The organism is Vibrio sp. YT-15, assembly GCF_033337445.1.
GTDB classification, from domain to species: domain Bacteria; phylum Pseudomonadota; class Gammaproteobacteria; order Enterobacterales; family Vibrionaceae; genus Vibrio; species Vibrio alginolyticus.
On the sequence record NZ_JAWOQR010000001.1, the window covers coordinates 867345 to 891487 of the forward strand.

Below are 24143 nucleotides of genomic sequence, written 5' to 3' on the forward strand. Positions count from 1 at the left end.
TTAGCAAGCTTCTGGTACCGCTGGTGCATCAGATGTTGACTGTTCTTCAGTATTGCAGTGCTCATAAAAGGCGTACTGGTTTTTACCAGTATGTTTAGCTGCGTACATTGCTTTATCTGCACATCGAGTCAATTCAGACAAATCCTTTGCATCTTGCTTATAGATAGCAGCACCTACACTCATCGTTAACTCGTTAATCATATCGTAGCTTCGCTAACCTGTCGGAAACAGATTTACGATCCGTTTTAGGATGCTGTCGAGGTCATCTTTACTTTTTACATCGTAAAGCATGATTACAAACTCGTCGCCCGCAAATCGAGCGATGGAGTAGTCGTGTTTATCTGTTTTTCTGTCTTTGTTGCGAATGTTATTTTTTAATCGAGTGGCGAAGGCTTGAAGTACTTGGTCACCAATATCGTGCCCGTAGGTGTCGTTGATGTGCTTGAAGTTATCGATATCGAGAAAGACCAATGCGGTGATGCTGTCATCAGATGAGTGCTTGATTTCATCGAGCTTTGCGCGCGCCCAAGTTTCAAAGCTCCAGCGATTGGCAAGCCCAGTGAGCTGGTCAAAATATGCTAACTCCTCAATCCCCTCACGATACAGTGTTTGAATGTAATTGAGGACTTTCGTGTAGTAATACGAGAACGTGTGACACACAAACGCGGTCGCTATCAGGGTCAGCATCAATCTCCGCTCTATGATTTCTGTGGCTGTTGGCAGTCGATCTAAAAAAGCGACCCCAAAAAAGATCAGTAAAATGTAGGTGCCACTGAACAACAGACCGACCTTAAACTCATTAATTAATACCAGAGTGGCGACAATAGGATATAGCCATAGCATCTTGCCTGACGGAGCGTCGTTATACAGAAGTAACAATAACCCTTCGAACATTAAGACAGCACTTAGCCATAAGTCGGCGTATTGATGGTGCCGCTGGACTTTTATTACATAACTGATTGCTAAGCATGCCAAGGCACACAAAGCATGGAAAAAGCTTAAACCCCAGTTATTCTCAAGTGATTGAGCAATGGAACCATAAGTTAAACAGGCAGCGGCGATACTGGAGCATAAAAAGACAATTTTCTTTTTTCTTGTTGAGCGGATGTCCGCCATTTCTTCTAAGCGCGCCCCAGCCAATGTCGACATTACGTATCCTTGCTTAATTAACGTGTACGCTTATTCTAGGCGGTATTTTCGCGATAAATAGAACAACAAAGTTTCCAAATGTGATATCAGTCATTTTTAGTGCAAAGCCATCAGTGTGATTTGGTGCGAGTGTTCAAAGAGGAATGGTGGCGCATGCAGGTTTTCATGACGGTTCTTCATGGCTCTATATGGTTGGAATGATAACTCAAAGTAATGTATCTAGTTAGACACATTTCTATTGATTATCCTGATTCTGTTCGGTGCTCGTTGATTGAGAGTATTGTTCACCAATCTCTGTTCTACGTATCGTCAAGGCATATGTCGTTTCGAAAATGCATTAGAAATATTTTTCCGAAACAGGGCGAAATATTGTTGTCGTTATGACCAATATGCGACTAGAATCCGCGCTAAATCACAACCTCATATCGAGCTTCGTTCGAGTCACTATTTTTAAACTGCTTCACAAAAATTGTGAGGCAGTTTTTAGTTGTAGGAAAGGTTACAAGCATGCCTAAAAGCCAAAACATCAACCAACGAATGTCCATCGTGGCATTAGCTTGGCCAATTCTTGTCGAAATTTTGCTACGGACGGCTTTAGGAACCAGTGACGTGTTCATGCTGAGTGGCTACTCAGACAAAGCCGTATCCGCTGTTGGTGTGATCACGCAGATTACCTTCTTTTTAATCATCGTTTCGACGTTTGTCAGTAGCGGTACGGGGATTTTGATTGCCCAATACAATGGCGCTGGACGCGAGCAAGAGTCAGTGAGCGTTGGTGTTGCGAGTATTGCGCTGTCTGTGCTCGTCGGTGTGCTATTGAGTGTGATTGCCGTGCTTGGTGCGATATACCTACTCCCGTATTACGGCTTGGAAGCGCAAGTTGAGCAGTACGCTCATGAATATTTGCTGATAAGCGGTGCGATGACGTTTAACGTTACGATTGGCGTTGTTTTTACAACTATTCTGCGTAGTCATGGTTATTCACGTTCCCCAATGGTGGTGAATTTGATCTCGGGTGTGTTCAACATCATTGGTAACTATATTGCGCTTTACCAGCCATTCGGTTTACCTGTGTATGGTGTGCAAGGTGTAGCAATAGCAACCGTCGTCAGCCAAGTCATCGGTACGTTAATGTTATGGTTTATTCTCGCTCGCAGCAGCATTGAACTACCGATGTCGACCATGAAACAAGTGCCCGCAGAGATTTACAAAAAGATCTTAAAAATCGGCGGCATGAACGCGGGTGAGGTGCTGTCTTACAACGTGGCGCAAATCTGCATTGTATACTTTGTGGTGCAAATGGGGACGGCATCGTTGGCGGCTTTCACTTATGCGCAAAACATTGCCCGTTTCTCGTTTGCTTTCGCGCTGGCAATTGGTCAGGCTGCGCAAATTCAGACTGGTTACTACATCGGTAAAGGTTGGGTGAGTAGCATTTTAAAACGCGTACAAATCTACTTCTTAGTGGGATTTGTGGCATCAACGGCGGCAACCACACTGATTTACCTGTTTAGAGAAGAGATTCTACGCGTATTTACCGATCAACCGGAAATACTCGCATTGGCAAGTTCGTTAGTCATGGGCTCAATTTTGCTCGAAGCTGGACGTGTGTTTAACCTGATTTTTATCGCGGGGCTCAAAGGCGCGGGTGACATCAAGTTCCCAGTGCAAATGGGGATTTTGAGTATGTGGGGACTAGGCGTGCTTTTCTCTTACATCTTTGGCATCCACTTGGGTTATGGCGTTTTAGGGGCTTGGATGGCAATCGCACTCGATGAATGGGTACGTGGTATCATCATGGCAAGACGTTGGCGCTCTCAGGTGTGGACCAAGTTTAAGGTGAGCTAACGGTTTTCGGTATTGCGCATCACGCCTATTCTGTTGTTAGAAACCAAAAAAGGCACTGTTAGTCAGTGCCTTTTTGTTATTTAAAATCGGGAAGACGTTAGAATTCGCACTCAGCTTTGAACACCATGCGCTCTTTGCTGTATGGATGATCCAGCTCTAGCATCTCAGCATGCAGGTGTAAGCGGTTGGCTTTTTCGCCGTATAAACCATCACCAACCATCGGCATGTTTAACCCCATGTGATGAGCACTGTGTACACGTAGTTGGTGAGTACGCCCGGTTTTCGGATACATGTATACCTTGCTGCGCCCATCTTTGACTTCAATCAGTTGCCAGTAGGTTTCTGCATGTTTCCCGTGTTCAAAACACACCAGTTGACGTGGGCGGTCGTCAGGGTCACCACGCATTGGCAGTGAGATTTCCCCTTCAGGCTCGTTTAATACGCCTTCGAGCATTGCCATATAACGTTTTTTTACGCCGCGAGCCATAAACTGTTTTTGCAGACTTTTGTTCGCGCGCTTGGTTAAGGCAAACACCAAAATGCCAGAGGTCGCCATGTCGAGGCGATGAATCACAAACGGCCCTTCCACATCAGGGTACATCGCTTGTAGGCGCGTATAAGCAGAGTCCTTGATAGTTTTACCAGGCACTGAAAGTAAGCCCGAGGGCTTGTTGACGACGACCATAGCGTCGTCTTGGTAGATTATCTCTAGTTCTTTGTCTTCTGCCCAATTCTCCGCCAATGGGTTAGGTTCGACATCCAGCCCTTGCATCATATGGCCCAAAATCGGCTGACATTTGCTGTTGCACGATGGGTAGAATTTTTTGTGTTGGCGAACTTCAGACTTTGGCGACACACCCCACCAAAATTCTGCCAGCGCCAGCGGTTTGAATCCGTATTTAAACGCGTATTGGAGCAGTTTTGGCGCAGCACATTCCCCTGCACCTGCTGGTGGTATTGGGTTTGTGGTGTCCGCAAAAATGTCCACCAAGTCGCGTGCTTCGCCATGGCTGTTTAGAAAGCGGTACTGTTTATGCAGTTTGTGCTGTAAAGCGTTGGAGAGCGTTTTGCGCTGTTCTTTCAGATGAGCAAGTTGCTGCTCTAACTCAGCCAAGCGCGCTTCTTTGATTGCAAGCTTTTCATCCCACGCTTGCTTTAAGTATTTGAGAACGTTTTTCTCGGCGACACTTTGCTTACCCAACTCATCCAATAAGATTTTGAGGTCATCGGCATTGAGTGTTTGCTCGCCCTGTTGACGCTGTCGTTTGCGTGCGGCGCGGCCGTCAATCATCACTTGGCGCTGTGTTTGCTCCTCTTGCTGATAAGCGGCGCGGTCGGCTTGGATTTGCGCTTTAAGATCCGCCAATTCCGGATTCGCGGCACAGGTTTTGTACTCCGTATTGGCGGCGTTGATGGCATCCGTTTCTGCGCGGAAGAAGCCTTCATCGGTCAGCATGTCGTACACAGGAGGGACAAATCCTGGAATCAAGTTTTGGTCAGCAATTTTGCCAGAAAACGCACTTAAAAAGCCGAGCTCGCCTTGAGGGCTTTCTACCAGCAATACGCCAAACATTTTGCCTCGCCCCGTTTCTTCATTAACCAAACCAAAATCGTGTTCGAAGTCGGTTTGCGCTAATAAGTGCTGTTGCAATTGCTTTGCGGCCATAACGCAAAGAGGATGCGGCGTGTAGTAGAACGGAAACGTAAACTGCGTTGGCGATTCATAGCCAGAAATATCAGCAGTAAAACGAGTAAAATAATGTTCAGGCGAGTGCATGGTGGGTATCCGCGAGAGTAAAAAATCGAGCGAGGATTGTACCTGTTTGAGTCAGGATTGCCATGTCGGTGTTGGCACTCGCTCTTGGATTAAGAACAAGAGCGAGTGGGGAAGAGCTTATTGCAGTTTTTGTAATGCAAGCTTCCACTGTGCCGGTTTGTCGTAGTAGGTCGAGTGCGGCAAGGTCAAGTACTCGCCATTTACTTCTGCAATCATGGTTGGATAACCACCAACGTGTAACTGGCGCATCAACTGTCGGCTAGAGTGAATTCTCTCGTTTAGCTCGGCTTCGCTTAACGTCATGTTTTGCTCCCACGCATCACTTGCTAAACCTAGCGATTCTGCAATGGCTTTGAGCGTCGATGCTTCATTCACTTTTAACCCGAGCTGATAATGCGCAGATTGGATGGCCTTTAGCATGTGCCATGGATTCAGCCCCATTTTCTCCGCACTCAAGATCGCTTGTGTTGGTAGATAAGAATCAAGAACAAACGCATCTTCGCTTTTCACGCGTTGCAGATATGCTTCACCAAACGTTGCTCCGGTTTCGGTTGTGATACGAGCGTCACTGTTGATGATGTGCTGACGAAATTCAGATTCAATCGCGCGTTTCTCAATCATGCCGCCGGGATGAAGCTCCACCTTAAATTGAGAGGTGTCCATCAAGGCTTCGATGAGTGGTGAGGCACCGTAGCACCAACCACACATGGGATCGAAGAAGTAATGCACGGTTACCATGACATTTCACCAGTATGCACTTTCGCACCGATTTCTAGCGCGATTGGCAATTGAGCTTCTGGGTATTTCGCTGACATGGTGTCAATGAGTTGAGCGCTGTTATTGCTGTGTTTTTTCGCTTGCTGAAAATCCTGCAAGTATTGTTGCGAGTAGCGAATGGTGTCTGCGTTCAGCTTTGTGCCTGCTTTCATGTGACCAGGAATGACCACTTGAGGTTTAAGCGCAAGCATCTCGCTAAGTTGCTGCTCCCAAGCATTGATGGCGGTTTGGTCTGCGGCATCTGCCATCCACAAATGTACGTTTGAGTACACGGCTACGTTACCTAGAATCGCTTTGTTATCTGGAATCCATAGGTAAGGGCGGTGTGCTGATGTGCCATGGTTACCACGGATTTCAATCTTATGACCTTCTAGCTCTAATGATGCTTTATCGTACGCGACAGGGATCACTGGTTTTACCGGTGCGTTTGCACCAAGCTTTGGTCCCCAGTACGCCAGCTTTCCAGCCAACTTCTCTTTAATAATTTTTTGAACCGCAGGCGTTGTGATGATCTGCGCATCAGGGAACTGTTGGTGTAAGGCCTCTGCGCCAAAGTAGTAATCTGGGTCCGCTTGGCTGATAAAAATGGTTTTAAGTGTTTTGCCTGAGTCCAGCACTTTAGCGGCAATGCGCATCGCGTCAGCTTTGGTGAATCCAGTGTCGATAACCATGGCGTCAGTCTCACCGTATACCAAGGTTGAGTTAACGTGGAAGCTGTTACCGTCGGCGTTGTAAACCTCAAAAGTAAGGGGAGAGTGGTTTGCCGCTAGAACAGGGCTTGCCATTAAAATGGATGCAGTAATCAAAGTGAATTTTTTCATAATAAGCTCCTAAAGAATTTGGGGCCAAGCGACGATGGCTTGGGAACGGGAGCTATATTAGGAAATTGATACGCTCGGAAAAATACACAATAATGTGCATCACTATTTCTTATTTCGAGCAAATGTATGGATAGAGTAACGGCAGCAAGAGTATTTGTAGATGTGGTGTATTCTGGCAGTTTTACCGCGACCGCAGAGCGGTTAGACATGTCTCGGCCAATGGTGACTCGTTACGTAGAGGCGATGGAGAACTGGTTGCAAACTCGTTTGTTGCACCGCACTACGCGCAAGGTGTCGCTCACCACCGCAGGGGAGCGCAGCTTGCCTCAGATTGAGCGCTGGTTAAAACAGGCCGATACATTAACGTCGAACATTGCCGCTGATGGTGAGCTGTCCGGAAAAATCCGTCTTGCGTCTAGCACTTCATTTGGATTCTCACAGTTGATCCCAGCAGTAAACAGTTTTATGCAAAAGCACCCCAAAGTACATATCGACATAGATCTGCAAGATTCAGTGAGTGATCTAACCGAGCAACGCATCGATCTGGCAATCCGAATTGCGTCAGATCCCGATCCTTCTTTGATTGGTAAGCCGATTGCGGTGTGTGAATCGGTGTTGGTGGCATCGCCACAATACTTGCAAACTCACCACGCGATCGCGCATCCGCGAGATTTATCTTCACACGACTGTTTGGGTTACAAAAACTTTGAGCGTCATGTGTGGCATTTGTCTCAGGGCGATCAGTTCGAATCGGTGGGAATTGAGTGTCGCCTAACCAGCAATGAGGCCACGGCGTTATTGCATGGCGCTTTACAAGGCATGGGTATTTCGATGCTGCCAACCTATTTGAGTAATATCTATCTGCAATCGGGTCAGCTTGAGTCGGTGTTGCCGGATTGGAAGCCAAATGATCTCAACATTTACGCGCTGTATTCATCGCGTAAACACTTGTCTCCTGCGGTGAGAGCCTTCATCGATCACAGTGAAGATTACTTTAAACAGCATCATTGGTAATCGCGAAAGGCGTCGTCATCCCGACTTGAGATTCATACAAGATCCTGTACCTTACATGGATATATTTTCGCAGCGTCATTTAGAGTTTTAGTTAATGTCACAAGTTCGCATCAAATTTATTGCTTCCGATATGGATGGCACATTGCTTGACCAATACGGTCGTTTGGATCCGGAGTTTTTCGATCTGTTTTTGCAACTGGAAGAGCAAGGTATTTTGTTCTCCGCTGCGTCTGGTCGTCAGTATTACAGTCTGCGAGACACGTTTGCGCCAATCAAAGACAGACTGTTGTATGTGGCTGAAAACGGCACCTTAGTGATGTACCAAGACAAAGAGCTCTACAGTTGTACCATTCCTAAAGCGGAAGTGTTGGAGATTGTGAAAGCGGCTCGTGAGATTGACGGAGCGAACATCGTATTGTGTGGCAAGCGCTCGGCGTACATCGAAACGCATGATCAGCAATCGCTGGAAGAATTTCAAAAGTACTACCACCGCTGTGAATATGTGCCGGATTTGCTTGAGGTCGAAGACGAGTTCATTAAGGTGGCAATTTGTCACTTTGGCGGTTCGGAAGAGCTCCTGTTCCCGACCATGAATACGAAGTTTGGCGCAACGCATAAAGTCGTGGTGAGTGCAAAAATCTGGCTGGATGTGATGAATGCCGAGGCCTCTAAAGGTGCGGCCATTCAGCATCTTCAAGAGACGATGAATTTTACTCCGGCAGAAACTATGACGTTTGGTGACTACCTCAATGACCTCGAAATGCTGCAAGTCAGTGAGCATTCGTACGCGGTTGCCAACGCGCACGAAGAGATTAAGAAAATTGCTCGTTATTCTGCGCCAAGCAACCAAGAGGCTGGGGTACTCAAAGTGATTAAAGAGAAAGTATTAGCGAAGTAACGCTCATTTTTTCGATGTTATTTTCTTCTTCACGTAAAAAGCCCCGCATACACTGCGGGGCTTTGTTTTTTTGGGGGGAGTAAGGTTCCCGTTTTAGCGTACGTACTTGGCGGTTGCGCTGACTAAAAAGTGTTGCAATTTCCCGTCTGATTTTGGCACCCACAAGGCGTTATGATAATGGTAAATACGGCCATTGATGGTCACAGACAAGGTATTATCACCCGTTTGCTCCATGCGAATAAACTGATCCGAAGTGACCAAAAACGGCTCTTGCTCTTCAATGCTCTGGCCCGTTGCCAATACGAAGTAGCCGAATCGGTTGCCAGCATCCGGATCGGTTGAGTAGATTCGATGTCCAACGAGGCTGTAGTCATCGTTGAGTGCCTGCTCAAGCGTTTTTTGCCCGATGGTTTCGTGCGATGGAATAAATACCCAAGCCAACACACCTGCCGCAATGACTGCCAGTAGAAGCAGTACTTGCATGAACTTTCTCATCATATATACCGTTTAACGTTGAAATTTCATTTTGTACATGCGCTTATCCGCTATGCTGATAAGAAAGTCAACATTGTCACTGTCTTTAGGGTATTGCGCTAAGCCCATGCTTGTTGAAAGTGTTGAGACTTTATCGGAGTTTAATATTTGTGCATCAAAGACGGTATTTATCTGCTCACGTACGTTCTCTTCATTGAGATGTTCACCTTCAAGGATAACCGCGAACTCATCTCCTCCCATGCGATAAACAGTAAAATCATTGAGTGCCATAGAATTAAGCCGCCTAGCGATTTCCCGCAGTACAGTGTCGCCAACTTGGTGTCCGTGTGTGTCGTTGACTTCTTTAAAACCATTTAAATCTAGAATCCAGAGAGAAAAGGGCCTTTTTTCTTGAGTAAATTTGTTTAGGGTTATGAATAGTGCATTGCGGTTCCCTAGGTTCGTCAAAGGGTCGCTTAGCGCCAATTTTCTATGGAAATGGGATTCACGATAAAAGAAATAAGTTAGAGAGATAATCGACAAAACGAACGTCGCAAACAACATATATTGTGCTTGCATTAAGCGCTGGGTTTGACCTTTTTGTGCTTCATAAGCTTTACTGCTTAGACGGAAGTTTTGATTAACGAAGTCTATTAAGCCTAAATATAGTGTTTGAGTTGAACGATAAAATGCAGCAGCAGCTTGGCTATCACCTGTTCTAGCTTCTACTAGTTGTTTTTCTAGCTCTTTGAACTCTTCAAAAAGGTTAATGAAGTAAAGGTGCATGTTGTTCCGAGAAAAGAACTTATTGGCTTTCGTGCTACTGGTCAATAAGTCAAAGCGACTCCACGCTAACTCGTATTGAAGCTCTGCACCATCAATATTCAATACGTTTTCATCTAACCGTCTGGCCTCGCCGACAAGTTCTGATAGTTCTTTGGAGAGTTGGAATAAAAACCAAGTCGCTTGTTTTTGTTCGTTATTAAAATTTTGTGAGAGTGAACGTGTTTGCTGTAAAAGCACGACATTCGCGAGGAGCAAAGAAACGGCAAACACCACCAGCAGCATTTTGCTGGTGGTAGAATATTGCAATATTCTTTGTTTCTTAGAATAGGGTTCTGATAACTTCATTCTTATTATTTTTCTTTTATTTCATTTACTTGCCATACCATTTGCGCATGATATTTATTGTAGTTTAGCTCTGGATAGAGATTGAGTGGATATATCACCCAGAAAGGGCCTTTATTCCTGACTTTTATGTAATTCTGATCTTGTTGATAAGCCAGTATTGGTTGATATCGAAGAATATCTTGTCGGGACAATGTCGAGTGATAGTCGTTTAAGCTGCTGATATCAACCTGCTCTGGTACCTTTCCGTAGACGTGTGTAAGAAGCGTGCTGAGTTTAACGCCTAAAAACTCTGACGAAGCAGGAAGCCAAGGCAATGTCATCGTGTAGCTAGTGGTAGGTAAAGCTTGGATCTCTTCCAGTTCCAGTATGACACTAGGCTGCTGGCTACTACTAAATACGATCGTATTTGCAGACAAGAATGGCGCAACAAAAAACAGACCTAGCGCGACTATCTTTTTCATCATATGCCCTTTTGAGTTTTATTCTTTTTTCTTAGCTAGGACAAAGGTGCTAGCGGTAATTTATTTATAATTATAGAGCCAACCGGATGAGATTTTATAATACGTTATGTTTCAAAAATAACTGTCGGTTTACGTCACGTCAAGGTTATTAAGTTGCTTCTTAATTAAAAGCTCAGAGTATTGGGATGATGGTAGAGTTTCGTAATGATTTCGCGGTATTTAATTGGTTTTTAGTGCAACTTTGTGTCATTTTTAATAAAGATACTGTGTCGGAAATGAGAATTTAATAAGGCGAGAAATGGATGTCGAATTTGCTCTTAAGTTACATTATTTTACATATTTAAATCATCGATATTCAGATATGTATTTGTTAGTACGTAAAGAAAATAAAGTCACCTAGTTTTGGTGACTTTATTTTTTATTTCATGAGCTTACTTAAATTAACTATGCAAACAAATATTTTGCATGGAAGTTGAGGTGCTCTTCAATAAAGCTTGAGATGAAGTAATAGCTATGGTCATAGCCTGGTTGCATTCTCAAGGTTAGGTTTGAATCGTGTATTTTTGCCGCAGCAATCAGCGCTTCCGGTCTAAGCTGCTCATTTAAGAAGCCATCAGCATCACCTTGATCAACCAAAATTGGTAATGGTGATTGTTGTTGTTTTAGAAGTTCACTTGCATCGTATTGCTTCCAGCTTTCAAGCTCCTTGCCTAAGTAAGCAGTAAAGGCTTTTTGTCCCCAAGGGCATTGCATTGGGTTACTGATTGGACTGAACGCTGAAATAGAACGGTACTGGTCTGAATTTTTCAGACCAATGGTGAGCGCTCCGTGGCCGCCCATACTGTGACCGGAAATTGACTTCACGTCAGAGACTGGGAAGTTACTTTCGATGATCGCAGGCAACTCCTCAGTCACATAGTCGTACATACAGTAATGCAGTGACCAAGGTGCTTGCGTCGCATTAAGGTAAAAGCCAGCTCCTTTTCCTAGGTCATAGCTTTCGTCGTCAGCGATACCTTCGCCTCTCGGACTTGTGTCTGGTGCAATGATCGCAATGCCAAGCTCGGCCGCCATACGAAATGCGCCCGCTTTCTGCATAAAGTTCTCATCGGTACACGTTAAACCAGAGAGCCAGTATAGCGCGGGTACGGGATTTGATTTCGTTGCGTTAGGTGGCAAGAATATCGCGAAGCGCATGGTGCAGTTTAGGGCATTGGATTCGTGTGTATATTGCTTGTGCCAACCGCCAAACACTTTGGCTTGGCTTACATTTTCAATGGTCATGAATAAACTCTCTAATTAGCAGAAGGAATTCAGGCTCCCCAAAAGGAGAGCCTGAGGCAGCATTATTGATCCATATGGATAACTGTTCGGATGCTCTTACCTTCATGCATCAGATCAAACGCTTTGTTGACGTCTGCTAATCCCATTGTGTGGGTAATGAACTCCTGTAAGCCGAATTCACCAGCCATGTAACGGTTTACGATTTCTGGAAGCTCAGAGCGACCTTTAACGCCACCGAAAGCGCTGCCACGCCATACACGACCAGTTACCAGTTGGAATGGACGAGTTGAGATCTCTTGACCTGCACCAGCAACACCAATGATGACTGACTCACCCCAACCTTTGTGACAGCACTCAAGTGCTTGGCGCATCACGTTTACGTTACCGATACATTCGAATGAGTAGTCAACACCACCGTCTGTCATTTCAACAATCACTTCTTGAATTGGCTTGTCGAATTTTTGTGGGTTGATGCAATCAGTTGCACCAAGTTGTTTCGCTAGGTCGAATTTGCTTTCGTTGATGTCTACACCGATGATGCGGCTGGCACCAGCCATGCGAGCACCGATGATTGCAGAAAGACCGATACCCCCTAGACCAAAGATTGCCACTGTGTCGCCTTTTTCAACTTTAGCTGTGTTTAATACCGCACCCATACCAGTGGTTACGCCACAACCTAGAAGACAAACTTCTTCAAGTGGTGCTTCTTTGTTTACTTTCGCTAGTGAGATTTCTGGAAGAACCGTGTACTCAGAGAAAGTAGAACAACCCATGTAGTGGAAGATAGTTTCGCCGTTGATAGAGAATCGGCTTGTGCCATCTGGCATTAGGCCTTTACCTTGAGTTTCACGAACGGCCTGACATAGGTTCGTTTTGCCAGATTTACAGAACTTACACTCACCACATTCAGCAGTGTAAAGTGGGATAACGTGGTCGCCAACTTCAACGCTTGTTACGCCTTCGCCAACCATTTCAACGATACCGCCACCTTCGTGACCAAGGATTGAAGGGAAGATACCTTCTGGATCGTCACCTGATAGTGTGAATGCGTCAGTGTGACAAACCCCAGTTGCTACGATGCGTACTAGCACTTCGCCGGCTTTTGGAAGTTGTACATCAACTTCTTCCATTTTAAGCGGCTCACCTGCAGCCCAAGCGACCATTGCTTTTGATTTTATGTGAGTTTGACCAGGTTTGATTTCAAGCGACATTGGATGTTTCCTTTATATTTTCAGTATATGGAGTGACGTAATAAGCGTAGTTAAGGTTTGCTTACCGCGCTTCGTCGTTTTGTTGGTGCTCATTTTAGGTGTTTCAGTAAAAATGATAATCCGTCCATTTTGAAAATGATTTTTACATATGCGTAATAATGATAAGGTGAGCGTGTAAAAAGAGTGCGATGCCTCCTTAAAGCGGAAGGGAAATGGAAAAGGTGATTGACCTGAAGTTAGATAGAGGGGCTAAAGTAGAAAACTGTCAAACCATCAGCTAAGTAAGAGTGATTATGAATAAGACGGATCTGAGTGCCTATTTAACCAAGCTAGGCTTGCCTAGTGAATTGCCCGCCGATTTGGAGTCATTGCACAGAATTCACGTGGCGCAGCATCGTTGCCTGCCGTTTGAGAATTTTGACATCGCATTGCAGCGAGGCGTCTCTGTTGAGATTGAAGATATTATTCAAAAAACCGTGTACCACTCTCGCGGTGGTTACTGCTTTGAATTAAATGGTTTAATGCTTGATGTGCTCAACACTCTTGGGTTTGAAGCGCGAAGTTTGCTAGGGCGTGTACATGTGTCTGGTACACCAACAGGTCGTAGTCATCAAATCACGTTAGTGACGTTAGAGGAACAAACATGGATTGTCGATGTGGGTTTTGGCTCCAATACCCCTCGAGCGCCATTGCCATTTATCCTTGACCAAGTGATTCAGACGGATTTACAAACCTTCCGTTTTGTCAAAGATGCTCAGTTTGGTTATTTCCTCCAAGTGCTTTCAACCGATGGAACGGACACGTGGAACAATCTATACAGCTTTGACCTAGAGTTTGTGTTTGCTGGTGACATTGCATGTAGCAACTTCTTTACCTCGACTTCGCCTAATTCGCGTTTTACTAGCGCAAGAGTCGCTGCTAGAGCGACAGAAAGTGGGTTGGTGACGCTGCTTAACTACACACTCAGATGCGCCAATCATGAAGCGCTAACAGAAATAGAGCTAGAGCCAGGTCAAACCTACCTGGATGCGTTGAAAGAATATTTTGGCATTGAGCTTGATGCGCAATACGACGAACTTCGTCCGTTACCTGACGCGTAAAGTTTTCCCGTTTTCAAAGCGTAGCGCGACGAGAACAATGTAATCACTATTTGTCTAGAAGAGGTCGACAGGAATACAGCATGGCGAATTGGGAAGGAGTCAGCGAGTTTGTTGCCGTAGCGGAAACTAACAGCTTTACAGCTGCCGCGGCTAAACTGAAAACGTCAGTGGCACAAATCAGTCGCCGCGTATCGGCACTTGAAGAGCGCCTTGCGGTTAAGTTACTGCATCGCACGACGCGAAAAGTTTCTCTGTCTGAAGCTGGACAGCTTTATTATCAGCAGTGCAAACACTTGGTCGAAGGGCTAGAACTGGCTGAGCTTGCTGTAACGCAAATGCAAACCGAACCGCGAGGTTTGCTGCGTGTGACAGCGCCTGTGACCTATGGGGAAATGAACCTCGCACCGCTCTTGCATCAGTTTTTGGAGAAGTACCCGCGTGTGGATCTCGATTTAGTTCTGACCAATCAAAAACTGGATTTGATAGAGCAAGGGGTAGACGTGGCGATTCGTCTTGGCCGCCTGCAAGATTCCAGCATGATCGCAAAGCGTCTTTCGTCGCGTCAAAATTACGTGTGTGCTAGCCCTATGTATTTGGAGCGATTTGGCGAGCCTCACACATTATCCGAACTGGCTCGACATCAGTGCCTAGTCGGTTCGGTCGATTATTGGCATTTTAAGGAAAATAAACGCGATAAGTCTTTGCGCGTATCGGGGAGAATTAAATGCAATAGTGGTTTTGCGCTAATGGGCGCCGCAAAACGTGGTTTGGGTTTAGTGCAGTTGCCGGACTATTACGTTCAAGAAGCCCTAGATAACGGTGAGCTAGTCGAGGTGCTGACCGATTACCGAGACGACCGTGAAGGCATTTGGGCACTGTATCCACAAAGCCGAAATTTATCGCCCAAAGTGAGGTTGTTGATCGACTTTTTAGCGCAGGAACTAGCGGATTAGAGTTTTCATGAACTTTAATACAACTGAAGTTGCTAAAACGCCCGGTGATGCCGGGCGTTTTTATTAGGATGAGAGCTGGAATCGAAAAGACATGAATCACTATTGGTTGGATTCCGCGTCTTCACGTTTAATCACTTTGTGCCCATCTTCAGACACGCCTTGCTTCCAATAGCTGCTGATGTAGATATTCTCGCGATCGACTTCTTTTTCGTTGCGGAAATATTGGCGCAGCGTACGCATTGAATCGAACTCACACGCACACCATACCGAAGCGTTACCATCTAACCACTCGAGTTCGCGAACGCTATCAGCCAAGGTTTGCTGTTCAGTTAGCCAAATCAACTCCATACCGGCTGGCGTGTTTAGGGGTTGAATGTCGGCTGGAGACATCACGCTGATCACTGCATAGCCTTTGGCCTCTTCTGGCAGCGTACGAATTTTCGCAGAAAGTGCTGGAAGTGCCGTCATATCGGCAGCCATGAAGAACCAATCCGCCTCAGTATTTAAGTTGGAGATGCTACCTGGCCCAACAATGCTGATCGTGTCGCCTTTTTGCGCGGCCATTGCCCAACGCGCTGCAAATCCGCATTGCAGATCTTGCGTTACGTGTCGGACGAAATCCACTTCGATTGAACTGGTTTCTGGATGAAAGCGTCGAATTGTGTAAGTGCGCATGATTGGTCGGTCGTCTTCTGACAGGATGCTCAGATCCGAGCCACCCATATCGTTAAACAGTAATTTGATGTAACTGCCTTCGCAGTCACGAGGAAAGTGGCTCAGCGCCTCACCTTGCAAGGTAATGCGCTGCATGTTTGGAGTGATGGTTTCTGTGTCTGTGACAACAAGCGTTTTAGGTTGAGGCTTCTTTTTCATTGTTACTTTACTCGATAATTATTCTCTTTCTCATTTAAAGATTATCAAGTTCCCTAACAAGAGGGTAGCGTCTTTAAACAAATTTACACTGTGAATTAACGCCAAAGCCTCAAGAAAAATATTACCTCTATCCTTTCTCTAACCACGTAAAGTGAGTCATTTTTAACCATAAATGGACTTATATCATTGGAATCGTAGACAAAAGCAACAGCGCAGCCATGCTGTAGTTGAACCCCTTAACGCGTTTATCGGTGGTCAACCAACGCTGCAATTGCATACCTGCCGCCGTCCAAAATGTCACCGATGGCAAGTTGGCTAAACAGAAGATACCGGCGATAAAAGTCAGTTCGAGCCAAGAACCGCCACTGCTGTATACCGTAATGGCCGTCAACGCCATCGACCAACCTTTTGGGTTCACCCATTGGAATGCCACTGCCCCTAAAAAAGACATTGGGCGAAAATCGTGTTTTGCTTCGGTTTTGTCGCTGGTGGCGATTTTGTACGTCAAGTACAGCAAATAACTCAAGCTCAACACTTTCAAAATGGAGTGTGTAATTGGATATGCGTGGAACAGGCTCATCAAGCCAATACCCACCAAAATTAGCATGGCACCAAAGCCGAAGGTAATGCCCAACATGTGTGGGATAGTGCGTTTAAAGCCGACATTTGCCCCTGAGGTCATCAACATAATGTTATTGGGACCCGGCGTAAAAGTGGAGACAAAAGCGAACAACGCCAAAGCGCCCAGTTGATGATATTCCATAGATTGTTCCTTGAATCAGTTCTCGATAAGTTGAGAACAACTATAAGTAGAACTGAGGTCAATATTGTGCTTTTATTTGATGATTAGAAACTAAATAAGCAATGAAACATCATGATGGATAGATTTGACGAAAGAATATTGCAAGTGCTCAAACGAGACGGAAGAATCTCCAATGTGGAGCTGTCGGAACGCGTTGGTTTATCTCCGTCTGCAACCTTACGCCGAGTGCAAGATTTAGAGCGTAAAGGCGTGATCAAAGGCTACCGAGCAGTACTGGATAATCAGCAACTTGGCGTGGGTTTTGTCGCTTATGTGTCGATTGGTTTGGCCTCGCACTCTAAGCAGGCACAGCTGGGTTTCGAAGAGCATGTGCGTTTTGTAAACGAGGTGGTGGAATGTCACAACATTACGGGATCTAACGAATATCTCATACGCGTAGAGACGCAAAATCTCGCCGCTTATAAAGCGTTCCATGCTGATGTGTTGGGTGAGTGCGAACACGTCAAGTCGATCACAACCATGGTGGTGATGGACACACCAAAAGACGAGCGATAGCCAAACGAGGGTGACAGTTTTTGTGGCACATGAATTTGAAGTGACTCGAAAGAGTCAGTCGAGTATGAGAATGGTTCACAACAAATGCTGGAAAGCAGATGGCACTCTTACAATTTCCATATTTATTCTCACCTTCTAAATAATCCCATCCTGCTAGTTTTGCTTAAACCGCTTGTGTTTCAGAGCGGCGAGTCAGCAAAATTAAGGATGAACGATGAAATCACATGTAACACTTCCTCTTTTGAGCTTAAGCGCTGTTGCCGCATTGAGCTCATTTAACGTCAACGCCCATGGCTGGGTAGAGTTTCCAAGTGCTCGTCAAAATACGTGTTATTTAGACGGTGGCTTTTGGACCAACGAGATCCCTAACCAAGCGTGTAAAGCGGCTTTTGATGAATCTGGCGCGTATCCGTTTGTGCAGCGTAGCGAAATTGCAGCAAACGTACCAAATTACCGAGATATGGAGCATGTGAAAGCCGTGGTTCGCGACGGTGAGCTATGTTCTGCTGGCGATACAGCTAAGAAAGGCTTGAACATTCCTTCTCCAAACTGGCAGCGCACCAATGTTACGCCAGATGCAAATAACCAGATTGAATTGGTGTTTTACGGCAAAGCGCCGCACAACCCATCGTACTGGGAATTCTATCTCACCAAGCCAACTTATGATGATTCAAAACCTCTTACTTGGAGTGATTTAGAGCTGATCGACACCGCAGGTGATGTGTATGTTGATGCGGAAAAACGCTACCGTATTCAGGTGACTTTCCCTGCTGATCGTTCGGGCGATGCGGTGCTTTATACTCGTTGGCAGCGTATTGATGTTGCCGGTGAAGGTTTCTACAACTGTAGTGACATTACGTTAAACGGAACGGGCACGACGCCACCGACTGACCCTGTTGATCCAACCGAACCGGGCAACAATCTGACATCTCTAGGCTACTTTGTTCAGCAAGGTTTTGGGCCAGTAGAAGCGGGTGATACCATCCGTTTTCGTACGTTTAATGCGACAGGCAATGAAATTGTCGATATTTCACTACCAATCAGTGCAAACAATACGGCGACTTGGGCGGCAGAAATTGCGGATCAATTTAACGCGCAGCAAACGGGCGATTGGTATGTGGGCATTTGGCATCAAGAGATGAACCACTACATGTTCGATAATAAGAACGTGAATGCGAACCAAGTATTAGCGCCAAGCGCAGACTTCAGTTATGCGTTGTCACTGATCAAAGCGGATGTCACGCCACCAGTTGAACCAACCAACTTGTGGGACAAGACGGCCGTTTACAACCAAGGTGATGTGGTGACGCACAACGGTAAAGAATGGACTGCCCAGTGGTGGACGTCTGGTGAGGAACCAGGCACAACGGGTCAGTGGGGTGTATGGCGTTAAGCCATTTATTCGGGCCCTGAACAATAAAACCCTTCTCATGTGAGAAGGGTTTGTTTTTTCAGTCTAAAACGACCACTTTGGTTGAGTGGCTGTCTTGAAAATCAGAGCACATATCGTTATTCGCTTGCTCTCCACTCGCTCCAGTTGAGCATCGCGTAGTCTGCCAGTTTGAGCATCGGAATGTCTTCATGCGTATCTCCGTAGGCATAAACAGACGCAAACTCGTCGAGCGAAAACGCCGCTTTCACGCGTGAGACTTTTCTTTCTAAACTGCAATCACCTTGCTGGTAAAAGCCACTCAGTTTTGGCTGTTCTGAGATCAGTTCACTGCACAGCAAGTGGTAACCGTTCGCCTCACACCAAGGCTTGAGATACGCATTGAGTGATGCCGACACCACTACGATGGTATCGCCTCGGTGTTGATGCCAAGCAAGCCTTTCCATCGCTTCTGGCCGTAAGTACAGCGGGATCACTTCATGGGCAAACTGAGTGCCAATCGCTTCAATTTTCTGCGTTTCTTTCCCTGAAAATGCAATAAAACTGCTGAGAGGGCGCATAACACGAGCGGGTAACACTCCGAGTTTGTACAGCGCATAAAATGGCATGATAGCGACCTTTCCTACTCGTTTGCGCAGGCCATAAGCAGAATAGTGGAGGAAAAGGCTAAACATATCCTCTCGGGTGATGGTGCCATCAAAATCAAACAGTGCCAGTGACGGCTTAGTAGTATCGAGCAAACTCAGCGCCTATTTTTGGGTTTAAGATCATTTTGTGTTTATTGATAAAACACCGCCAACCAGATGGTTTCTTGCGTTGGGTCAGTCCAGCTCACTTTGTGTTTGGTATGAGCTGGAATCGTAACGTGATCGCCTGCCTCAAGTCGTTGCACGACACCTGATTCAAAAGTCAGCTCACCTGCTCCTTTAAGAACCAAGACCCATTCATGTTCTTCTTGATCGTACCAGCCACTTTTGGGCGAGGTTTGCCCCGTTGAGACAATGCGTTCTATACGCAGGTTTTTGTGGGTCAGCAGGTCTTCGAACACTTCCTCGTCGAGGTTATTCGGTAAGTCTTTAAAAAGATTCATGGCCTTTCCTTAGAGAATGATCAGTCCAAAAGGCGCAAGCAATTGCTCTTGTTGCCAATCACAAATTTTAACACCAAACAGAGAAACGCGGCGAACATCCAGCCCGTCCAGTTCGACATGAGTCAGATCACACTGCTCAACGTTAAAGGTTCCCCATTGTTCTGGCGAGAATTCGCAGCGAGATAAATCCGAGCCTTTGAGAGTTGCCCCTGCGAGGTTCGCACCGTTCCAACGGTTTTCAAAGAGGTCACATTTTTCTAGTAACACTCGCTCGAAGTTACAGTAGGTGAGGTTGCAGCCAGTAATAAAAGCAGAACAGAAAAACATGGTGTTACTGACGCGATTAGCAAAGTTCGCACCTTGGAAGTTTGCCCCTTTGAGATCGCACTTACGCAGCTCCAAGCCCATACAATTTGCGCCGTTAAACAGGCTCATCGCCAACATACAGTTCGTGAAGCTGGCATCTTTTAAGTTCGCGAAGCGAAAACTACACCCTTCTAGCGCTTTGGATTCGATAAAGCGACAGTCGATGAACTTAGCATCGCGCAGATCGGCATGGTCGAAACTGCACATATAAAAGTGGCAGTTTTTAAAGGTGGCATTCTGAAAATCGTGATGAGAAAAGTTTTCTCGTTCAAAAATGAGATCGGTTTTTAACATGTCTTCTCCTTAGCTGCGAGCAGACTAGCACTCCAAGTGACTGATTTTCCAGAAAAATAACTTCTTGTATTTCAGTGTTTTACAAACCCCTCAAATCGCGATTTTAAGGGGTCAAACGAGCGTTTTAAGTGGGTTGTTTTTTGAAAATAGAAGACGTAGAGGAAGAAGAAAGTTTTTGCTGGCTACGAGCCTTAACGAGAGGATTCGCATTTATGGGTATGCATGGCAACTCACACGCACAGTTTGCATTACAGAATTGTATCCGATTTGCATAATTTGTTGATCGGTATGGCGTTTCTCCATACAAAAAACCTATATTTTTCACAAATTGATTTCCATCAAAATAGTAGGGTTTCTATGTGCTAGATTGCGCACAGCTCAAAAAGATATAGATACCCGTGTGCTTCAAGGCGCTGAGTTTACTTGAAATCTCAGATCAGTTAGCAGGCACCCCTTTGGGTACGACATAACGAAGCCCTACGAAAGGAAATAAAAATGAAAAAAACAATCTGCAGTCTAGCAGTGGTTGCTGCACTCGTGTCACCAAGTGTTTTCGCTCATAAACAAGGTGACTTCGTTCTTCGTGTTGGTGCGGCGTCTGTCGTTCCAAACGACAGCAGCGATAAGATTCTTGGTTCTCAAGAAGAATTGAAAGTGGATTCAAATACGCAGCTTGGTTTGACGTTTGGCTACATGTTTACAGACAACATCAGTTTAGAGCTTCTAGCAGCAACACCATTCAGCCACGATATTTCAACAGACTTGTTAGGTCTTGGTGATATCGCGGACACCAAACACCTTCCACCAACGCTTATGGTGCAGTACTACTTTGGCGAGCCACAAAGTAAGTTCCGTCCATACGTGGGTGCAGGTCTCAACTACACCATGTTCTTTGATGAGGGCTTCAATAGCACGGGTAAAGGCGCTGGTCTTTCAGATCTTAAGTTGGATGACTCATTCGGTCTAGCAGCGAATATTGGTGTGGACTACATGATCAACGATCAATGGTTCCTCAACGCTGCTGCGTGGTACGCAAACATTGAAACAGAAGCAACTTACAAAGCAGGTGGAGAGAAGCAAAAAACCGACGTCAAAATTAACCCTTGGGTATTTATGATCAGCGGCGGTTACAAGTTCTAAGAAAAACCAGTAGTTACACGCACATTACTATTATTGGCATGACTTTGGGGGCGGTTACGGGGACTGCCCCTCTTTTTTATCCTCGTTTTGATTGCACATCATTTACTCCACTTAGCAACATGCAAAATTGGATCTTTACCTTGCAGATCATTTTATTGTCGGAAGATCGAAAAGTCCTACACTGATCACATAATTGAACAAGTGGACAATATAAATGAGCGACGACATCGCAAAGCATTCCTCCTCCAGATCTAAGCTGGTAAAAACTCTTTTCTTTACTCTCTGTGTTATCGCATTTGGTGCGATGTATTGGTCTTGGCAGTATTCAGACAGTCACCCAAGCACGGAAGATGCCTACGTTAGGGCAAAAATTCTGTCGGTAGCGCCTCAGGTAAAAGGCCAAGTGGTTTCTGTGGATGTTAAAGATTTCCAATCCGTTAACAAAGGTGACCTACTGCTGAAGATAGATTCACGCCCATATTTGTTGGCAGTGAAGCAAGCAAAAGCGGCATACCAATTGGCGGTCCAGCAACATGACGTTGCCGATAAGCAGGTAACTGAAGCAGTTGCGGGCTTAGATGCGGCGCGCTCTAACCTGACAGAAGCGCAAGTAGAGTACAAACGTACGGATTCTCTAGTGAAACGCAAACTGGCGTCAGACCAAGATTTAGATACGGCGAAAAACAAACTAGCCAATGCTCAAGCGAGCCTAGAGCAAGCGCGCGCGACGGTAGAAAAAGCCATTGCGAACCGTGGTGAAGAAGGCGCAGAGGCTGCGGTTGTTCAACAAGCGGCGGCACAGTTAGCGCAAGCGGAGCTGAACTTGAGTTACACCGACATTACGTCACCAGTGGATGGCATTGCCGGTGAAATCAATACGCACGTAGGCTCGGTCGTTAGCGTGGGTCAAACGCTGTTCCCTGTGATTTTAAAAGACAGCTATTGGGTACGCGCGAATTTTAAAGAAACCGATCTTACTCATATTAAACCTGGCATGCATGCGGATGTGGTGATTGATATGTACCCAGACGTGGTGTGGAAAGCAACGGTAGAGCAACTGTCGCCTGCGAGTGGTACATCGTTCTCCTTGATGCCACCAGAAAACGCAACGGGTAACTGGGTTAAAATCAAACAGCGTTTCCCTGTACGTTTGGCATTAGAAGTACCGGCCGATGCGCCGCAACTTCGCGTGGGTGCGAGCTCAGAAGTCACCATTGATTTGCAAAGTAGCGTGCAATGAGCCATCAAATTACGGCAGACAAACGGGGGATTGCCACCGTCGCCGTGATGCTTTCTGCCATCATGGTGTTAATCGATATGACCGTTGCGAACGTGTCGCTATCGCACATGATGGGCGCGTTGGGCGCAACGGCAGACCAAATTACTTGGGTGCTGACGGGTTACAGCATGGCGGAAGCGATCTTCATTCCGATGACCAGTTTCTGGGTGTCGCGCTTTGGTGAACGCAAAGTCATGTTGGTTGCTGTGATCGGTTTTGTGATTGCCAGTGCGCTTTGTGGGCAAGCACAGTCTCTTGAAGAGATGGTGCTATTTCGCATTATCCAAGGCGCTTTCGGCGCGTCGGTGATTCCATTGGCGCAGTCGACGTTAGTGCAGATCTATCCGTATGAGCAAAAAGGCAAAGCGATGGCGATTTTCTCCATCGGCATTTTGCTTGGTCCTATTTTGGGCCCAGTTGTAGGTGGTGTGATCACCGACAACATTAACTGGCGCTGGATTTTTTACATCAACTTGCCATTCGGTTTGATCTGTACCTCTTTGATTTATCGCTATATCCATATCGACAACAAATCCAAACCTAACTTTGACTGGTGGATCATCGGTTACATGGCGTTAGGTGTGGGCGCGTTGCAGTTTGTGTTGGATAAAGGGAATGAAGACGACTGGCTCGACTCACGTATGATTCAGACGGCGATATTGCTCGCAGTCATGGGATTGGTGATGTGGATCTATCGCAGTTGGAAAACCAAAAGTCCAATAGCGCCATTGTGGCTACTGAAAGACCGAAACCTTATGGTCTCGTCATTGATGATTGCCGTGGTGTCGATGGCGATGTTTGGTCTGACGACTCAACAACCAATGCTGTTGGAAAGCTTGCTGGATTATCCGGTCTCAACCACTGGCTTATTAATGGCACCGCGAGGGTTGGCGTCGGCGGCGATGTTGATTTTAGTGATTAAGCTCAATCCGCAATTCGATCCCAGAATCAAAATAGTCTTTGGCTTAAGCTGCATCGGGATTGGTAGTTATTTGATGACGCAATACTCACTGCAGATCGATACATTTTGGATTGTGATGCCGAGTATGATTCAGGGGATGGGGCTTGGTTTAACCTTCTCGACGCTATCCACCTTGGCGTATTTAACGATTCCGAAAGAGCAATCTGTTGCGGCGGCGAGTATTTACAATCTGTTCCGTACCATTGGTAGCTCGTTTGGTATTTCTATCGCCACCACGTTCCAATATCGTGATAGTCAGCAGCAATGGCATGCGCTGGGAGAGGGTATTAATCCTTATAATCCTAACTTGCATGACTGGGCGGCCAATCAGGGGCTTTCTATTACCGATCCGGTTGCGTTAGACCAATACCAACAGATGTTGCAGCAGCAATCGCAAATGGTCGCGTTTGTGCACACCTTCCAGCTTGTGGGAGTGATGTTCGTGATCATGATGCCGATGCTGGTTTTCATCCGGTCGCGAGAATAACATGAAGTTCCGGTGAATAGTGTAAGAGAACGCCTCTCAAGTTGTGT

At 45.9% G+C, this 24143-nt stretch carries 23 protein-coding genes and 1 pseudogene; 10 read left to right on the top strand and 14 right to left on the bottom strand.

Going from position 1 to position 24143, the window contains the following annotated elements:
- Positions 1 to 1149: pseudogene (locus R7D93_RS03755) on the bottom strand (GGDEF domain-containing protein).
- Positions 1150 to 1656: 507 nt separating this feature from the next.
- Here R7D93_RS03755 and R7D93_RS03760 point away from each other — a divergent pair.
- Positions 1657 to 2997, top strand: coding sequence for an MATE family efflux transporter (locus R7D93_RS03760; RefSeq protein ID WP_017633826.1), 1341 nt, complete (start codon positions 1657 to 1659; stop codon positions 2995 to 2997).
- Positions 2998 to 3094: 97 nt separating this feature from the next.
- On the opposite strand, the gene R7D93_RS03765 is transcribed toward R7D93_RS03760, so the two are convergent.
- The 3 genes from R7D93_RS03765 to R7D93_RS03775 form a co-directional block, all read right to left on the bottom strand.
- Positions 3095 to 4774 carry an RluA family pseudouridine synthase gene (locus tag R7D93_RS03765; protein ID WP_225495793.1) on the bottom strand — a complete coding sequence of 560 codons (1680 nt, stop codon included), beginning with the start codon at positions 4772 to 4774 and terminating at the stop codon, positions 3095 to 3097.
- Between the two features lie 117 nt (positions 4775 to 4891).
- Positions 4892 to 5512, bottom strand: coding sequence for a DsbA family protein (locus R7D93_RS03770; RefSeq protein ID WP_225495802.1), 621 nt, complete (start codon positions 5510 to 5512; stop codon positions 4892 to 4894).
- On the bottom strand, positions 5506 to 6372 hold the full coding sequence (locus R7D93_RS03775) for an MBL fold metallo-hydrolase (protein WP_213867978.1): 867 nt from the start codon (positions 6370 to 6372) through the stop codon (positions 5506 to 5508). The genes R7D93_RS03770 and R7D93_RS03775 overlap by 7 nt, the downstream gene beginning before the upstream one ends.
- Before the next feature lie 126 nt (positions 6373 to 6498).
- On the opposite strand from R7D93_RS03775, the gene R7D93_RS03780 reads away from it, so the two are divergent.
- Positions 6499 to 7386, top strand: a complete 888-nt coding sequence (locus R7D93_RS03780) for a LysR family transcriptional regulator (RefSeq protein WP_213867979.1) — start codon at positions 6499 to 6501, stop codon at positions 7384 to 7386.
- Between the two features lie 94 nt (positions 7387 to 7480).
- Positions 7481 to 8284 carry an HAD family hydrolase gene (locus tag R7D93_RS03785; RefSeq protein WP_213867980.1) on the top strand — a complete coding sequence of 268 codons (804 nt, stop codon included), beginning with the start codon at positions 7481 to 7483 and terminating at the stop codon, positions 8282 to 8284.
- A gap of 93 nt (positions 8285 to 8377) precedes the next feature.
- Here the strand turns inward: R7D93_RS03785 and R7D93_RS03790 are convergent, their stop codons facing one another.
- From R7D93_RS03790 to R7D93_RS03810, 5 genes are all read right to left on the bottom strand, one after another.
- Positions 8378 to 8767, bottom strand: a complete 390-nt coding sequence (locus tag R7D93_RS03790; protein ID WP_225495804.1) for a hypothetical protein — start codon at positions 8765 to 8767, stop codon at positions 8378 to 8380.
- Between the two features lie 24 nt (positions 8768 to 8791).
- On the bottom strand, positions 8792 to 9889 hold the full coding sequence (locus R7D93_RS03795) for a GGDEF domain-containing protein (RefSeq protein ID WP_005383270.1): 1098 nt from the start codon (positions 9887 to 9889) through the stop codon (positions 8792 to 8794).
- Positions 9890 to 9894: 5 nt separating this feature from the next.
- Complete coding sequence (locus R7D93_RS03800; protein ID WP_005374384.1) at positions 9895 to 10350, bottom strand: hypothetical protein; 456 nt, start codon at positions 10348 to 10350, stop codon at positions 9895 to 9897.
- Positions 10351 to 10794: 444 nt separating this feature from the next.
- Positions 10795 to 11634, bottom strand: coding sequence for an S-formylglutathione hydrolase (fghA, locus tag R7D93_RS03805; RefSeq protein ID WP_225495806.1), 840 nt, complete (start codon positions 11632 to 11634; stop codon positions 10795 to 10797).
- 62 nt (positions 11635 to 11696) lie between these two features.
- Positions 11697 to 12845 carry an S-(hydroxymethyl)glutathione dehydrogenase/class III alcohol dehydrogenase gene (locus tag R7D93_RS03810; RefSeq protein ID WP_017821027.1) on the bottom strand — a complete coding sequence of 383 codons (1149 nt, stop codon included), beginning with the start codon at positions 12843 to 12845 and terminating at the stop codon, positions 11697 to 11699.
- A 293-nt stretch (positions 12846 to 13138) separates the two neighbouring features.
- On the opposite strand from R7D93_RS03810, the gene R7D93_RS03815 reads away from it, so the two are divergent.
- Entirely contained in the window at positions 13139 to 13945 is an 807-nt protein-coding gene (locus R7D93_RS03815) for an arylamine N-acetyltransferase family protein (RefSeq protein ID WP_213870800.1), read from the top strand.
- Positions 13946 to 14025: 80 nt separating this feature from the next.
- Positions 14026 to 14898 carry a LysR family transcriptional regulator gene (locus R7D93_RS03820; RefSeq protein ID WP_017633836.1) on the top strand — a complete coding sequence of 291 codons (873 nt, stop codon included), beginning with the start codon at positions 14026 to 14028 and terminating at the stop codon, positions 14896 to 14898.
- A 99-nt stretch (positions 14899 to 14997) separates the two neighbouring features.
- On the opposite strand, the gene R7D93_RS03825 is transcribed toward R7D93_RS03820, so the two are convergent.
- Positions 14998 to 15771: a siderophore-interacting protein gene (locus R7D93_RS03825; RefSeq protein WP_045603380.1), complete on the bottom strand. Its 774-nt coding sequence runs from the start codon at positions 15769 to 15771 to the stop codon at positions 14998 to 15000.
- A 178-nt stretch (positions 15772 to 15949) separates the two neighbouring features.
- Complete coding sequence (locus R7D93_RS03830; protein WP_064369529.1) at positions 15950 to 16534, bottom strand: LysE family translocator; 585 nt, start codon at positions 16532 to 16534, stop codon at positions 15950 to 15952.
- 114 nt (positions 16535 to 16648) lie between these two features.
- On the opposite strand from R7D93_RS03830, the gene R7D93_RS03835 reads away from it, so the two are divergent.
- Both R7D93_RS03835 and R7D93_RS03840 read left to right on the top strand, forming a co-directional pair.
- Positions 16649 to 17089, top strand: a complete 441-nt coding sequence (locus tag R7D93_RS03835) for an Lrp/AsnC family transcriptional regulator (RefSeq protein WP_031780811.1) — start codon at positions 16649 to 16651, stop codon at positions 17087 to 17089.
- 214 nt (positions 17090 to 17303) lie between these two features.
- The gene (locus R7D93_RS03840; protein ID WP_225495824.1) at positions 17304 to 18482 is read left to right on the top strand and encodes a lytic polysaccharide monooxygenase; all 1179 of its coding nucleotides are present in this window, start codon (positions 17304 to 17306) and stop codon (positions 18480 to 18482) included.
- Positions 18483 to 18598: 116 nt separating this feature from the next.
- Here R7D93_RS03840 and R7D93_RS03845 read toward each other — a convergent pair whose 3' ends face one another.
- From R7D93_RS03845 to R7D93_RS03855, 3 genes are read right to left on the bottom strand one after another with little or no spacing between them, the layout of a single operon-like run.
- Positions 18599 to 19219, bottom strand: coding sequence for an HAD-IB family hydrolase (locus R7D93_RS03845; protein WP_033907205.1), 621 nt, complete (start codon positions 19217 to 19219; stop codon positions 18599 to 18601).
- Between the two features lie 38 nt (positions 19220 to 19257).
- A complete protein-coding gene (locus tag R7D93_RS03850) occupies positions 19258 to 19569 on the bottom strand; it encodes a cupin domain-containing protein (RefSeq protein ID WP_025522087.1) in 312 nt (103 codons plus the stop codon).
- Positions 19570 to 19578: 9 nt separating this feature from the next.
- A complete protein-coding gene (locus R7D93_RS03855) occupies positions 19579 to 20229 on the bottom strand; it encodes a Qnr family pentapeptide repeat protein (RefSeq protein ID WP_005460782.1) in 651 nt (216 codons plus the stop codon).
- Positions 20230 to 20724: 495 nt separating this feature from the next.
- Between R7D93_RS03855 and ompW the strand changes: the two genes are divergently transcribed.
- From ompW to R7D93_RS03870, 3 genes are all read left to right on the top strand, one after another.
- Positions 20725 to 21369, top strand: a complete 645-nt coding sequence (gene ompW, locus R7D93_RS03860; RefSeq protein WP_064354457.1) for an outer membrane protein OmpW — start codon at positions 20725 to 20727, stop codon at positions 21367 to 21369.
- Positions 21370 to 21583: 214 nt separating this feature from the next.
- Positions 21584 to 22609: an HlyD family secretion protein gene (locus R7D93_RS03865; protein ID WP_054702114.1), complete on the top strand. Its 1026-nt coding sequence runs from the start codon at positions 21584 to 21586 to the stop codon at positions 22607 to 22609.
- A complete protein-coding gene (locus R7D93_RS03870; RefSeq protein ID WP_005383288.1) occupies positions 22606 to 24096 on the top strand; it encodes an MDR family MFS transporter in 1491 nt (496 codons plus the stop codon). Before R7D93_RS03865 ends, R7D93_RS03870 begins: the two co-directional genes overlap by 4 nt.
- The last annotated feature ends 47 nt before the right edge of the window (positions 24097 to 24143 follow it).

What these genes read in the sequence shown, in the direction of transcription:
- R7D93_RS03760 (WP_017633826.1), top strand. Translation starts at nt 1,657, where the DNA reads ATGCCTAAAAGCCAAAACATCAACCAACGAATGTCCATCGTGGCATTA.
- R7D93_RS03765 (WP_225495793.1), bottom strand. Translation starts at nt 4,774, where the DNA reads ATGCACTCGCCTGAACATTATTTTACTCGTTTTACTGCTGATATTTCT.
- R7D93_RS03770 (WP_225495802.1), bottom strand. Translation starts at nt 5,512, where the DNA reads ATGGTAACCGTGCATTACTTCTTCGATCCCATGTGTGGTTGGTGCTAC.
- R7D93_RS03775 (WP_213867978.1), bottom strand. Translation starts at nt 6,372, where the DNA reads ATGAAAAAATTCACTTTGATTACTGCATCCATTTTAATGGCAAGCCCT.
- R7D93_RS03780 (WP_213867979.1), top strand. Translation starts at nt 6,499, where the DNA reads ATGGATAGAGTAACGGCAGCAAGAGTATTTGTAGATGTGGTGTATTCT.
- R7D93_RS03785 (WP_213867980.1), top strand. Translation starts at nt 7,481, where the DNA reads ATGTCACAAGTTCGCATCAAATTTATTGCTTCCGATATGGATGGCACA.
- R7D93_RS03790 (WP_225495804.1), bottom strand. Translation starts at nt 8,767, where the DNA reads ATGCAAGTACTGCTTCTACTGGCAGTCATTGCGGCAGGTGTGTTGGCT.
- R7D93_RS03795 (WP_005383270.1), bottom strand. Translation starts at nt 9,889, where the DNA reads ATGAAGTTATCAGAACCCTATTCTAAGAAACAAAGAATATTGCAATAT.
- R7D93_RS03800 (WP_005374384.1), bottom strand. Translation starts at nt 10,350, where the DNA reads ATGAAAAAGATAGTCGCGCTAGGTCTGTTTTTTGTTGCGCCATTCTTG.
- fghA (WP_225495806.1), bottom strand. Translation starts at nt 11,634, where the DNA reads ATGACCATTGAAAATGTAAGCCAAGCCAAAGTGTTTGGCGGTTGGCAC.
- R7D93_RS03810 (WP_017821027.1), bottom strand. Translation starts at nt 12,845, where the DNA reads ATGTCGCTTGAAATCAAACCTGGTCAAACTCACATAAAATCAAAAGCA.
- R7D93_RS03815 (WP_213870800.1), top strand. Translation starts at nt 13,139, where the DNA reads ATGAATAAGACGGATCTGAGTGCCTATTTAACCAAGCTAGGCTTGCCT.
- R7D93_RS03820 (WP_017633836.1), top strand. Translation starts at nt 14,026, where the DNA reads ATGGCGAATTGGGAAGGAGTCAGCGAGTTTGTTGCCGTAGCGGAAACT.
- R7D93_RS03825 (WP_045603380.1), bottom strand. Translation starts at nt 15,771, where the DNA reads ATGAAAAAGAAGCCTCAACCTAAAACGCTTGTTGTCACAGACACAGAA.
- R7D93_RS03830 (WP_064369529.1), bottom strand. Translation starts at nt 16,534, where the DNA reads ATGGAATATCATCAACTGGGCGCTTTGGCGTTGTTCGCTTTTGTCTCC.
- R7D93_RS03835 (WP_031780811.1), top strand. Translation starts at nt 16,649, where the DNA reads ATGGATAGATTTGACGAAAGAATATTGCAAGTGCTCAAACGAGACGGA.
- R7D93_RS03840 (WP_225495824.1), top strand. Translation starts at nt 17,304, where the DNA reads ATGAAATCACATGTAACACTTCCTCTTTTGAGCTTAAGCGCTGTTGCC.
- R7D93_RS03850 (WP_025522087.1), bottom strand. Translation starts at nt 19,569, where the DNA reads ATGAATCTTTTTAAAGACTTACCGAATAACCTCGACGAGGAAGTGTTC.
- R7D93_RS03855 (WP_005460782.1), bottom strand. Translation starts at nt 20,229, where the DNA reads ATGTTAAAAACCGATCTCATTTTTGAACGAGAAAACTTTTCTCATCAC.
- ompW (WP_064354457.1), top strand. Translation starts at nt 20,725, where the DNA reads ATGAAAAAAACAATCTGCAGTCTAGCAGTGGTTGCTGCACTCGTGTCA.
- R7D93_RS03865 (WP_054702114.1), top strand. Translation starts at nt 21,584, where the DNA reads ATGAGCGACGACATCGCAAAGCATTCCTCCTCCAGATCTAAGCTGGTA.
- R7D93_RS03870 (WP_005383288.1), top strand. Translation starts at nt 22,606, where the DNA reads ATGAGCCATCAAATTACGGCAGACAAACGGGGGATTGCCACCGTCGCC.